Annotated in this window: 12 protein-coding genes; 10 read left to right on the forward strand and 2 right to left on the reverse strand. The window is 49.6% G+C overall.

Annotated elements, in window-relative coordinates; all coding sequences use genetic code 11:
* Positions 1-35 precede the first annotated feature (35 nt).
* The 3 genes from ATH33_RS10935 (at position 36) to ATH33_RS10950 (ending at position 4,169) form a co-directional block, all read left to right on the forward strand.
* Entirely contained in the window at positions 36-1,637 is a 1,602-nt protein-coding gene (locus ATH33_RS10935) for a PTS transporter subunit EIIC (RefSeq protein ID WP_121874406.1), read from the forward strand.
* A 17-nt stretch (positions 1,638-1,654) separates the two neighbouring features.
* Complete coding sequence (locus ATH33_RS10940; protein WP_206760039.1) at positions 1,655-2,986, forward strand: 6-phospho-alpha-glucosidase; 1,332 nt, start codon at positions 1,655-1,657, stop codon at positions 2,984-2,986.
* 316 nt (positions 2,987-3,302) lie between these two features.
* Complete coding sequence (locus ATH33_RS10950) at positions 3,303-4,169, forward strand: HAD family hydrolase (RefSeq protein ID WP_037996830.1); 867 nt, start codon at positions 3,303-3,305, stop codon at positions 4,167-4,169.
* A 115-nt stretch (positions 4,170-4,284) separates the two neighbouring features.
* Here the strand turns inward: ATH33_RS10950 and ATH33_RS10955 are convergent, their stop codons facing one another.
* The gene (locus tag ATH33_RS10955; protein ID WP_049720180.1) at positions 4,285-4,605 is read right to left on the reverse strand and encodes a cupin domain-containing protein; all 321 of its coding nucleotides are present in this window, start codon (positions 4,603-4,605) and stop codon (positions 4,285-4,287) included.
* A gap of 83 nt (positions 4,606-4,688) precedes the next feature.
* Complete coding sequence (locus tag ATH33_RS10960; RefSeq protein ID WP_121874409.1) at positions 4,689-5,372, reverse strand: Crp/Fnr family transcriptional regulator; 684 nt, start codon at positions 5,370-5,372, stop codon at positions 4,689-4,691.
* Between the two features lie 292 nt (positions 5,373-5,664).
* Here ATH33_RS10960 and hmpA point away from each other — a divergent pair, with 292 nt between their 5' ends.
* From hmpA to ATH33_RS10995, 7 genes are all read left to right on the forward strand, one after another.
* Positions 5,665-6,891, forward strand: coding sequence for an NO-inducible flavohemoprotein (hmpA, locus tag ATH33_RS10965; RefSeq protein ID WP_121874410.1), 1,227 nt, complete (start codon positions 5,665-5,667; stop codon positions 6,889-6,891).
* Between the two features lie 332 nt (positions 6,892-7,223).
* On the forward strand, positions 7,224-8,126 hold the full coding sequence (locus tag ATH33_RS10970; RefSeq protein WP_037996822.1) for a ubiquinol oxidase subunit II: 903 nt from the start codon (positions 7,224-7,226) through the stop codon (positions 8,124-8,126).
* A 62-nt stretch (positions 8,127-8,188) separates the two neighbouring features.
* Entirely contained in the window at positions 8,189-10,093 is a 1,905-nt protein-coding gene (locus tag ATH33_RS10975) for a cbb3-type cytochrome c oxidase subunit I (protein WP_049720204.1), read from the forward strand.
* Entirely contained in the window at positions 10,094-10,714 is a 621-nt protein-coding gene (locus ATH33_RS10980) for a cytochrome (ubi)quinol oxidase subunit III (RefSeq protein ID WP_049720179.1), read from the forward strand.
* Positions 10,711-11,004 carry a cytochrome C oxidase subunit IV family protein gene (locus ATH33_RS10985; protein WP_037996817.1) on the forward strand — a complete coding sequence of 98 codons (294 nt, stop codon included), beginning with the start codon at positions 10,711-10,713 and terminating at the stop codon, positions 11,002-11,004. Before ATH33_RS10980 ends, ATH33_RS10985 begins: the two co-directional genes overlap by 4 nt.
* 15 nt (positions 11,005-11,019) lie before the next feature.
* Positions 11,020-11,940, forward strand: a complete 921-nt coding sequence (locus ATH33_RS10990) for a heme o synthase (protein ID WP_082240728.1) — start codon at positions 11,020-11,022, stop codon at positions 11,938-11,940.
* Between the two features lie 35 nt (positions 11,941-11,975).
* A complete protein-coding gene (locus ATH33_RS10995; protein WP_121874411.1) occupies positions 11,976-12,914 on the forward strand; it encodes a COX15/CtaA family protein in 939 nt (312 codons plus the stop codon).
* The last annotated feature ends 5 nt before the right edge of the window (positions 12,915-12,919 follow it).

Genomic DNA, 12,919 nt, shown 5'->3' on the forward strand with positions numbered 1-12,919 from the left:
AGACAAGTCCGAACCACTGAACTGGAGGTGTCACCATGAAGGCAAAGCTGATGGAAGCCATGCAACGGTTTTCCAAAGCGATGTTTATTCCCGTCCTGATTCTGCCGATTGCGGGGATATTGATCGCACTTGGAAATTTGTTGACCAATCCCAAACTCTTGGAAACCGTTCCTTTGATGAATAACCCGGTGACAACCGGATTTGGCTCCATATTGGCCGGATCCCTGGTTTCCATTCTGGGCAATCTGGGGCTTATTTTCTGTGTGGGAATCACGGTCGGCCTGGCCCGGAAAGAAAAGCCGGTCGCAGGATTCACCGCCTTGCTGGGTTATTTGGTCTTTGTTCACGCGATGAATAAGTTTATGGAATTGAGCGGATTGTTGGTGGAGGCGGAATCGCTGCAAGGAACGGGGCAAACCCTGGTTTTGGGCGTGCAAATTCTGGATATGGGCGTTTTTTTGGGAATCATTCTCGGAATTGTAACCGCTTTTATTCATAACCGGTGGATCGATACGGAATTCAAAGGCGCTTTTCAAATTTACGGCGGATCCCGTTTCGTCTTTATCCTCCTGATTCCGGCGGTGGTGTTGCTGGCCGGGGTCTTGATGTACATCTGGCCTTTTTTCCAAAGCGGGATCAACAGCTTGGGGACGCTGATTCAACGGAGCGGGAGTTTTGGGATCTTTTTGTACGGGGCATTGGAACGCTTGCTCATCCCGACCGGATTGCATCACCTGGTATATACCCCGTTTTTGTACACTTCACTGGGGGGAGTGGCCGAAGTCGGCGGACAAATTTATGAAGGAGCCCGGAACATCTATTATGCGGAGATTGCTCATCCGGGGGTTACCCGGCTTTCGGAGAGCGTGATCTGGGATGCGCGCGGGATTTCCAAGATGTTTGGGTTGATCGGGGCGTGCCTGGCGATGTACCACACGGCCAAACCTGAAAACAAAGCCAAGGCCAAAGCGGTGTTGCTTCCGGCGGCGTTTACTTCCTTCATTGCCGGGGTGACCGAACCGATTGAATTTTCCTTTATGTTTGTCGCGCCGTTGTTGTTTGCGGTGCATGCCGTATTCAGCGTGCTCAGCATGGTGGTTCTCAACCTGCTGGATGTGCGCGCCATCGGGCCCAACGGGATGATTGACTTTTTGCTGTACAACCTGCCGCTGGGTATCCAGAAAACCAGTTGGCCAATGTATGTGTTGGTTGGACTGATGTTCTTTGTCATTTATTACGTGGTTTTCCGTTTCCTGATCGTCAAATTCAATTTTCAAACGATCGGCCGGGAAGAAAAAGGACAAGAAGTCCGGCTCTATTCCAAAAAAGATTACCAGGAGAAAAAGAAACAAACCCAAACCGTAGGACAAGCTTCAAAGGAAACATCCGATGTGGCCGGTGTCATTGTCCGCGCGCTCGGCGGGGCGGAAAACATCCAAGCGGTGACCAATTGTTACACACGTCTCCGGCTGACATTGGTTCATCCGGAAAAGGTGGATGAAACGGTTTTGAAAAATGAAACCGGTGCCAGCGGAGTGATTATTCGCGACCAAAACGTGCAGGTGGTTTACGGATTGCAGGTGACAAACATCCGGAAAGCCGTGGACCGGTATTTGGGACGCGCCGGTCAAGAATGACTCACAGAAAGGAAGAGATGGTGATGAAAAAGTTTTCCATTGTGATTGCAGGCGGAGGAAGCACTTATACACCGGGAATCGTCATGATGCTGTTGGATCATTTGGAAACGTTTCCGATCCGGAAATTGAAATTATACGATAACGATGAAAAGCGGCAACACATGATCGGGGAAGCCTTGAAAATCGTGTTGAACGAACGTGCGCCGGAGATCGAGTACACTTACACCACCGATCCGGAAGAAGCATTCACGGACATCGATTTCTGTTTTGCCCACATCCGGGTCGGGAAATATGAAATGCGCGAGCTGGATGAAAAAATTCCGCTCAAACACGGGGTGGTCGGCCAGGAAACGTGCGGTCCCGGAGGCATTGCTTATGGCATGCGTAGCATCGGACCGATGATTGAATTAATCGATTGGATGGAAAAATACTCCCCGGATGCGTGGATGTTAAACTACTCCAATCCGGCCGCCATCGTGGCCGAAGCCTGCCGGATTCTCCGCCCGAATGCCAAAGTGCTGAACATTTGCGACATGCCGGTGGGAACCCTCCGGAGAATGTCCCAGATTATCGGCAAAACGCCGAAAGAGTTGGATGTTCGTTATTTCGGGTTGAATCACTTCGGTTGGTGGACCAGCGTCAAAGACAAGGAAGGCAATGAATACCTGCCGCAAATCCGCGAATATGTGAAAGAAAACGGGTATTTGACCCAGATCGAAGTCGATACCCAGCACATGGATCCCAGCTGGCAGGAAACGCATAAAAAAGCGAAAGATTTGTTGGCGGTCGACCCGCGGTTTTTGCCCAACACGTATTTAAAATATTATTTCTATCCCGATGAAGTGGTTGAAAGTTCCAACCCCAAATACACGCGGGCCAATGAAGTGATGGACGGGAGGGAGAAGAAAGTCTTTTCCACCGCCAGAGAAATCATTGAAAAAGGGACGGCGGCAGGAAGTGAATTTGCCATCGGCAGCCATGCAACCTTCATCGTCGATCTGGCCCGGGCCATTGCATTTAACACCCATGAGCGGATGATTATGATTGTCGAAAATAACGGTGCCATTGCCAACTTTGATGATGATGCCATGGTTGAGGTCCCGTGCATTGTCGGCTCCGACGGCCCGGAACCGCTCAGCCAGGGAAAAATTCCCGAATTCCAAAGAGCTTTGATGCTTCAACAAGTTACCGTGGAAAAAATGGTGGTGCAAGCCTACATCGAAGGCAGTTACCAAAAATTGTGGCAGGCTTTGACCCTGTCCAAAACCGTCCCCAGTGCCAAAGTGGCGAAAAAAGTGCTGGATGACCTGATTGAGGCCAACCGGGGATACTGGCCGGAATTAAAATGACGTTTGGCCCGGATTTTGGATCCAAGCCTGAAAAGGCTTGGATGTTTTTTGTTTTGAAACAAACGCTGATGCGAAAGGGATGGCGATTTTCAAAGAGAGAACGGACGGAAGCAACCGAAGCGGCAACGTCCGTTCTCAAAATGCGTTTCAACTTTCTTGACATCGCAAATAAGTTTGCAACACAAACGAAATTCAAGCAGAATGATTGATGACAAGCGGGGGAAGGTGCCGGGGATGAAGAGGCGGAGTTGAGGAAACCGCCGGGGATGTGTATGATAGCATGTATGTACAAACAGGAATGAGAAAGGGGAGGGCCATGGAAAGAAACCGGGCAGAGATCAAAGCGATTGCACTGGACATGGACGGGACGATGTTAAATGTAAACAGTCAGGTGGAGCCGGAATTGGTTGATCTGTTCAGACAACTCAAGCAAAAGGGGATCCGGATTTTTGTCGCGACCGGACGGACCTTTCCCGAAGTCCGGCGGGTTCTTCCGGAACATCTGGAAATCGACGGGGTGGTGACAGCCAACGGGGCGGTGACTTATATCGGGGACCGGATCATTTCCCGCCGCACTTTGGATCCGTCCGTCGTGAGAGAAGCCGTTTTTCAAGCCGGACAAAAGAACATCTATTATGAAGTTCACACGGCAGAAGGCGTCCGTTTTGCTCTGGCAAAAGAGAAAGAGCGGATGATGGAGGAAGTGTTCCGGGAAAAGCCTGACACATTGTTTGCAAATGAATGGCTCTCCCGGAAAGCCGCTTTAAAAGAAAAAATGGTTTGGCTGGATCATTTGGTGGATGAAGATATCGTCAAAATTTATTTTTTCAGCATGGAACCGGAGAATATCCGGAAATGGCGAAATGAATTGGAGCAGATGAAAAATCGCACGCCGTTTACCCTTTTGTCTTCTTCCAAGCATAATTGTGAAATCATGGCTGACCAGGTTTCGAAGGCATACGGGTTGAACTTGGTGTTAAAAGAATATCAACTTGCGCCTGCCCATTTGATGGCCGTTGGCGACAGCGAAAATGACCTCTCGATGTTTGCATTGGCATCCCGTGCGGTGGCCATGCAAAACGCAGCGGATGAAATCAAAGAGAATGCGGATGAAGTGACGGAACTTCCGTATGACGAGAATGGATTATACCATTTTCTGCGAAAAGAATTTTTCGGTTCGTAAGCGCAGAGGGTTGCCGGCAGGAAAAGCTGCCGGCAACTTTTTGTATGTGGAGCTGTTTTTATGCGGTTTCCGGACAATAAAAAAGGGCGGCTTAAGGGCCGTCCGTTTTTTATGATCATAAACTGCAACGGGGGTTGGAGCCGATTTTAAACACCAGCAGGCTCGCATCCTGAAGCGCTTCAATGTCATGCTTTTCAAAGGGTTTCAAATGCAGCAACGATCCTTCTTTCATATGGTGCCGATTCTCTTCCACACCAAAGAGGACTTCCCCGCTTGCCACATAAACAATCACATCGGTATTGGCATGATGGCGGGGGACGGTTTCCCCGGCTTTGATTTGCAGATTGATCGCCATTCCTTGATCAAAGTCGAGTACTTTGTTGCGAGTGACTCCTTTATCAATCGGTCCTTCTTTTTTGATTTCAACCAAAGACACAGGCGGAGCCTCCTTCTTTCAAAACTTAATTTGAGTATGGCATAGATTCGGGGCATGTGATGTGATATATCTCACAAAAAAGATCACGAGAGTTTGTCTTGCAGGGTTTTCAAGTCCAGAATTTTGATTCCTTTCCGGCTCACATCAATCAAGTTCTCCTTTTTTAACTGGTTTAACCCCCGGTTGACGGATTCCCGCGACAATCCCAGCATATTGGCAAAATCCTGGTGGGTTAAAGGCAGGGAAATGAAGATGCTTTTGTCTTTGGAGACGCCGTATTCATCGACGAGCCTCAGCAAAGTCATGACCACTTTGTGATAAACATCGCCGGAAATGACTTCCTGAAGGCGCCTTTGCAGTTGCAAAATTTTAACGGCCATGATTTTCATGACGGATTTGGCGATTTGGGGATTGGCATCCAGCAGGCGGTCAAAGTCATGGATAGGGATCGCCAGGAGTTTGCTGTTTTGGATGGTTTGTGCTGTTCCGGGGTAGGGGGAGTCGTCAAAAAAACCCACGTGAGGAAACATATCGCCTTTTTGGAGGATCGAAATCACTTGTTCGTTTCCTTGATTGTCCACTTTGGTGACTTTAATGACTCCCGACTCGATGAAGTAAACCGTTGTTCTTGGTTGCGCTTCCATAAAAATGGTGGAATGTTTGGGGTATTCCTTCAAGGAGGTGATTTGTGCGATTTTCTCCAGCTCTTCGATGTTCAGGTCCCGGAAGAGAGGCACCCGTTTCAAGATTTCAACCTTGCGGTTCATAGTTACCGCCTCCAGAAATGAAAATAAATGGTGTTTAATTTCATTCAAAGGGATGCGTTCCCCGTTCGTCAACAACAAAGCGTTTTCGGTTCTGTCAACGTTCTGTGAACACCTGCATTTTTGTGATCCAGATCACATTTTGTTCATATGACAATGTTTATAATGTTTAATAAATCATTTTATATAATTTGTTATTTTTTATGTTGTCGGGATGAAGAAAAACACACGACAAGGAAGCATGAATGGTTGCCTAAAATAAAAGGGGATTTTTGCTGGAGGAGGCTTTTTATAAATGCTGGATGCAAAAACGATGGAAATCATTAAAACAACGGCTCCGGTACTGAAAGAAAACAGTGTAGCGATCGGAAAACGGTTTTATGAATTATTGTTCACCCGTCATCCGGAGTTGCTCCATATTTTTAACCACAGTAACCAAAAACGCGGTTTGCAGCAACGTTCCTTGGCGCATTCCGTCTATGTGAGCGGGGAGCATATCGACCGTTTGGAGGACATCCAACCACTCATCATGAAAATCGCCCATAAACACCGGGCGCTCGGGGTCAAACCGGAACAATATCCTGTGGTGGGCGAAACGCTGATTGAGGCTGTCAAAGATGTGTTGGGGGACGGAGCGACGGATGAGATTATCCAGGCTTGGGTGAAGGCCTATGATTACATCGCCAATCAATTCATCGGAATCGAACAAAAGTTGTATGAACAAACGGAATCGGAAGAAGGCAATTGGGAAGGTTTCCGGGAATTTGTGGTGGTGAAAAAAGTGAAGGAGAGCGAGGTGATCACCTCCTTCTATTTAAAACCCAAAGACAATAAGCCCCTTGCTTCATTCCGTCCCGGACAGTATCTGACCATCCGGGCAAAGATTCCGGGTGAAAAATACATGCATCACCGCCATTACAGTTTGTCCGATGCTCCCGGAAAGGACACCTACCGGATCAGCGTGAAACGGGAAGATGTCCGGGATGGAAATCCTCCCGGCGTGGTTTCCACCTGGTTGCATGAACAGGTGCAGGAAGGGGATGTGCTTGAATTCAGTTCGCCGGCTGGTGATTTTGTTTTGGATACCGAATCCACGAACCCGGTCGTGTTGATCAGCGGAGGTGTCGGGTTCACTCCCCTCATGAGCATGTTGAACACCTTGGTGGAAAAACAGCCGGACCGGGATGTAACCTGCATTCATGCGGCCATAAACGGCAAACACCATGCAATGAAAGAGCATGTGGCCCGTTTGGCGGCAACTTGTGATCGGCTGAAATCTTATGTGATTTATGAATCGCCGACCGAAGAGGACCGAGCGGAAAAATCCTTTGACAAAGAGGGATGGATTGACAAAAAGTGGCTGGAGTCCGTGGTGGACCATACCGGTGCCGATTTTTATTTGTGCGGCCCGGTTCCGTTTATGGAAGTTGTTTATTCGGCGCTCCGAGAGATGAATGTGGATGAAAGCCGCATTCATTATGAAGCTTTTCGCCCGCTTGACACCATGGATGCCGGTTCATGACGGGAAAATGAAAACCACCCGATACGGGTGGTTTTTTTGTTTGCAGAGCTTATAAGCCTTGGCAAAGAAAAGAAATTGACAAAGTGTCAAACATTTTGTCGCCATTTTGTGAACGACATCCGTTATGTGATGTGAATCACAAAAGCGGCGCAACGCCCCGTTTAAAGTGAAGGTGTAACAAAAAAATGAAATACAGGCAGGAGGAATTCATACCAGAGACACAAGGACATGAATCATTTTTATGAACCCTTCATTTGTGATGTTTGTCACAAAATCTGGAGAATTGGACTCATCAGCCAGTGACATTCCAAGTGTTATGGGAGGGAGAATTGTTGAAGAAATTGCGGGCATCCAACAGACTGAGAAAGCTTTTGCCGGTACCGGGATTTGTTCTCATTTTATTGCTGACAGGATGCGATGACCGTTATGTCATGTTTAATCCGTCCGGACCGGTCGCCATGACTCTGTATGATCTGATCAAGTTGTCCGTTCTCATGCTGTCTTTGATTGTGATCCCGGTGATGCTGTTCTTCTTCTATGTGGTTTACCGGTATCGGGACAAACCGGGAAATAAAGCTTCCTACCGTCCGGAGTGGGATGACAGCAAAATCATGGAGATCATCTGGTGGACCATTCCGGTGGTGATTGTCGCCATCTTGAGTGTGGCAACGGTTCGGGACACATATGGATTGACGAAAAAACCTTCACCGAACAAGCCGATCACCATTGAAGTGGTTTCATTGGACTGGAAATGGCTTTTCTTGTATCCGGAACAAAACATTGCCACGGTGAACCATGCACCCGTTCCGGCAGGGGTTCCGGTTCAATTTGTGCTCACTTCAGATGCCCCCATGAACTCCTTCTGGGTTCCGGAATTGGGCGGGCAATTGTACACCATGCCGGGAATGGAGATGCCGCTTTGGTTGCAAGCCGACAAACCCGGTGTGTATGAAGGAAAAGGAGCCAACTTTACCGGAAAAGGCTTTGCCCACATGAATTTTGAAGTGATTGCCAAACCGCAGGCGGAATTCGATGCATGGGCAGAAAGCGTGAAGAAATCCGCACCTGCTTTCACAGGAGAAAAATATGATCAATTGAAACAGCCGGGTTTGGCAAAAGAGCAGTCGTACTCGTCTTATCCGCCCAAACTTTACAAACAAATCGTGGATAAAAACGGAGGAATCTATTGGGACAAACATGATATGGACGTTCGCCATGAACCTGTTCATGAATAACGGAAAGGTGGGATCCAACAGTGATTCAGCAAATCGTTGATTACCTGAAAAACGCCCACCCCATGATTCAAATGTCAGCGGTTGCTTCCTTGGTTGTTCTGCTCGGGATCATCTTTGTGCTGACATATTTTAAAAAGTGGGGCTGGTTGTGGCGCGAATGGCTGACCACGGTGGACCATAAAAAAATCGGGGTGATGTATCTGATCTGCGCCCTGATCATGTTGTTCCGCGGTGGCGTGGATGCGCTGTTGATGCGGATTCAGCTGGCGGCGCCCAATATGCACTTTCTCGATCCGCAACATTATAACGAAATTTTTTCCACACACGGAACGATCATGATCTTGTTTGTGGCCATGCCGATGATCTTTGCCATGATGAACATTGCGGTTCCCCTTCAAATCGGGGCACGCGATGTCGCATTTCCTTTCTTGAACGCACTCAGTTTCTGGTTGTTTTTCTTCGGTGCGATGCTGTTTAATCTTTCCTTTATCCTGGGCGGTGCGCCGGACGCCGGATGGGTGGCTTATCCGCCGTTATCCGAAGTGGATTTCAGTCCGGGCCCCGGAATCAACTACTACCTGATGTCGCTCCAGATCTCAGGAATCGGAAGCATTGCAACCGGTGTCAACTTTATCGTCACGATCCTGAAAATGCGGGCACCCGGCATGACCTTGATGAAAATGCCGCTGTTTCCCTGGTCGGTTCTCGGGTCTTGCATCATCATTATTTTCGCTTTCCCGGCCTTGACCGTGGCTTTGGCGCTTCTCGGGTTGGACCGGATTTTTGATACCCATTTCTTTACGATGGATGGCGGCGGGAACCCGATGATGTATATCAACCTGTTCTGGATTTGGGGTCACCCGGAAGTATACATTGCCATCCTGCCGGTTTACGGAATTTTGTCGGAAGTGATCAGCACCTTCAGCAAGAAACGCATTTTTGGTTACAAATCGATGGTGATGTCGCTGATGCTTATCAGCGTGATCAGTTACTTCGTCTGGGCACACCATTACTTTGTGATGGGGGCCGGCCCCGGAGTCAACAGTTTCTTTGCCGTCGCTTCCATGGCGGTCGGAATTCCGACGGGTGTGAAGGTGTTTAACTGGCTGTTTACGATGTTCAGAGGACGCATCCGGCTGACCCTGCCGATGATGTGGGCACTTGCTTTCATTCCTTGCTTTGTCGTGGGCGGGGCAACCGGAATCATGCTGGCGATGGCACCGGCGGATTATCAGTTCCACAACAGTTATTTCCTCATTGCCCACTTCCATCAAGTCTTGATCGGAGGAGCCGTCTTCGGACTGTTGGCCGGAATGTATTACTGGTGGCCGAAAGTGTTTGGGTTCAAATTAAACGAGAAGCTTGGAAAATGGGGATTCTGGTTCTTTAACATCGGCTTTTATGTCTGCTTCATGCCGCAATACGCTTTGGGATTCATGGGCATGACCCGGCGCGTGTACACTTACCCGGCTGAATCGGGTTGGGGAGATCTCAACTTTGTCTCCACCATCGGTGCCTTTATGATGGGAGCCGGTTTCTTGTTCATCGGTGCTCAAATTGTCTACAGCTTGTTCCATAAAGAGTTGGACACAACCGGAGATCCGTGGGACGGCCGCACCCTCGAATGGTCGATTCCTTCCCCTGCACCGCATTACAACTTTGCCCAAATCCCGGAAGTGGGCAGTTTTGACGCCTGGTGGGAGAAAAAACGGGGCAACCGGGACAGTTTGAAAACCGGTTCAAAACTCAAACCGATCCACATGCCGAAAAATACGCCCATTCCGTTCCTCATGTCGATCGCCTTCTTTATCGGCGGATTCGGATTGGTGTTCAGTCAATTCACCATTGCGGTCATCGGGTTGATCGGGATCATTGCATGTATGTTGTGGCGCTCGTTGGAAAAGGATGAGGGTTATTTCATTCCCGTCGATGAAATCAAAAAAGCGACTGCCAAGGGGGTGTCGTAAATGGGAGCGACGGAACAACAAGCTGTTTTGGATCACCAAGCGCATGACCATGAACATCACGAGGATCAAGACCGTTATGTTCTGGGCTTTTGGGTGTTCCTTGCGTCGGATTTGGTGCTGTTTGCCAGCATCATCGCCACTTATTTTGTCTTGCGTACGCATACCGACGGGGGCCCGTCCGCGGCCGAACTGTTTGAAATTCCGCTGTTCACGCTGGAAACCATCCTGCTTTTGACCAGCAGTTTCACATGTGGTTTGGCGATGCACGCGATGAAAAACCACCGGTTGAATGCCATGATCGGGTGGATCGCCGCCACGATCGCCTTGGGATTGGCGTTTGTCGGGATTGAGGCCAGTGAGTTTGTCAAATACGCTGCCGAAGGGGCCACCATGCAGCGGAGCGCGTTTTTGTCCGGATTTTATACACTGCTTGGAACCCACGGACTTCACGTATGTCTGGGCATGGGTTGGCTTGCCTCTGTGATGGTTCAGCTGAAGCGCCAATCCATCAATCCGGCCACGGCAAGAAAATTCACAAACGCGGGACTCTACTGGCACTTCTTGGATGTGGTGTGGATCCTGATCTTCACGCTGGTTTATCTGGTGGGGGTGATTGAATGAAAAAAACAAGCAGTTTCCCCTGGTCTCATGTGATCGGATTTATCGGATCGATCGTGCTCACGTTTTTGGCCATCGGGGTTGCCGTCCGTTCCCCGCTTTCCATGGTTGGGACCTTGACGGTCTTGCTGGTGTTGGCCGCCTTGCAAATTTTGATTCAGTTGGTTTTCTTTATGCACATCAATGAAAAAAAAGGGCCGGCTTATCATACCATCGCCATTTCGCTGGGATTTGTGTTTACGTTTGCCGTGATAGCCGGATCCATTTGGGTGATGACCTTCAGTTACTTTTAATAAGGGGTGAGGAAAATGCCGGCTCCATCGGTTCATGCGGTTTCATCAGACACCCGGTTGCTTCCTGCGGTGATCAATAAGGTCAAGGCGTATGTGGCCTTGACCAAACCGCGGATTGTACTCCTGATGGTTTTTTCGGCGCTTTGTTCCGCCATCGTTGCCGAGGGGGGATGGCCGGAGGTTTGGACCTTGGTTCATATGTCGGTCGGTTTGGCGTTGTGTGCCGCGGGGGCATCCGCTTTTAACATGTGGTACGACCGTGACATGGATCAACTGATGGAACGCACCATCCATCGACCGCTTCCCACCGGGCGGATCCGTCCGCAATCCGCGCTTTGGTTCGGATTGGGTCTGGGCATGTTGTCCCTGATTTGGTTGGCCGTTTTCGTCAACGGGCTTTCCGCCCTCCTGGCGCTGGCCGGCTACTTGTATTACACCATGATCTACACGGTGTGGCTGAAACGGAGAACACCGCTCAACATTGTCATCGGGGGCGGAGCCGGCGCGCTTCCCCCCATGGTGGGATGTGCTGCGGTGACGGGGGAAATCGGTTGGACAGCCGTGTGGTTGTTTGCCATAATCTTCGTTTGGACGCCGCCTCATTTCTGGCCGCTGGCCATGGTGAGAAATGAGGAGTATCGCTTGGCGCACGTTCCCATGATGCCGGCAGTCCGGGGTTTTCGTGTCACAAAACGGCAATGTTTGGTTTATACGGTGCTTCTTTTGCCTGCCACTTTGGGATTGGCGATGACCGGAGCGGTTGGCGGTTTTTATCTGGTCGCGGCCGTCCTGGCCGGATTGGCTTTTTTGGCGGTCCAGATTCGGATGTGGCGGGAAGCGGATGATGAGATCCTGTGGGCAAGACGGGCTTTTCGGGCTTCATTGGCTTATTTGACGGTTTTGTTTGCTGCCATGGCCATGGATGTATTGATATAAAATTTCTCCTTTTTTTCTAAGAAGGGAGGGAGAGGATGCAAACGGCAACCATTTTCCGCCATCGGAAAAAACTTTATTCGTTGGCGCTCATCACGCTGATCGGGTTGTTTTTGGTCAATCTCATTGGTTTTGTCGACACCAAGACAGGGTCCACTTTTGGTTGTGGCGAAGAGTGGCCCCTCTGTAACGGGGAATGGATTCCAAGCAAATGGGATAAACATGTTGCCATTGAATACACCCACCGGGTGAGTGTCCTGGTTGACATGATTCTCTTGATCGTGTTGACCGTCCTCTCCTGGACACGATACCGGGACCGGAAAGCGATGCGAATCATTATCGGCATTTGTTTTTCGGGATTTATCGGGGAGTCGGTATTGGGCGCGTTGACGGTTCTTTTTGACAACCCGCCGTGGGTGTTGGCTTTTCATATGGGGATGGCTCTCACTTCGGTGGTGGGATTGTTTTTGTGGACGGGATGGTTGTACCGAAACGAGGTGGACCCGTCACGCCACCAAAAGGAAGCGGATCCGGCCGGGATGAAAAAGCTGGGACAATGGGCCTGGTTCGCGGTGATATATTTCTTCTTCGTGGTGTACTTCGGGGCGTATGTCTCATTTACCGGTTCCGGTTCTTTCTTTCAAGGATGGCCGGTGCCGACGGAACCTTATGAAATCGCCCGGCATGCGCTGGTGATTGACTGGGTTCACCGCCTTTCAGGTTTTGTCCTTCTTTTGATGATCCTCCGGCTGAGCGTGTTGGCTTACCGGATGCGTCAGGAAAGAAAGGATTTGTGGGGCATCTGCCGGGCCATGTTAATCCTGATCGTCTTGCAGTTTTTAAGCGGCGGTTTGTTGATTTACACCGGACTGAGCCTGGCGGCCTTCCTGCTTCATGTTACCTTTCCCAGCCTGATCATTTGCCTGTTGAGTTGGCTGGCTTTTAAAACCGTGCCACAGAGAAGAAACAGACTATGAAAGAT

Source organism: Thermoactinomyces vulgaris, from assembly GCF_003688725.1.
Lineage (GTDB): Bacteria > Bacillota > Bacilli > Thermoactinomycetales > Thermoactinomycetaceae > Thermoactinomyces > Thermoactinomyces vulgaris.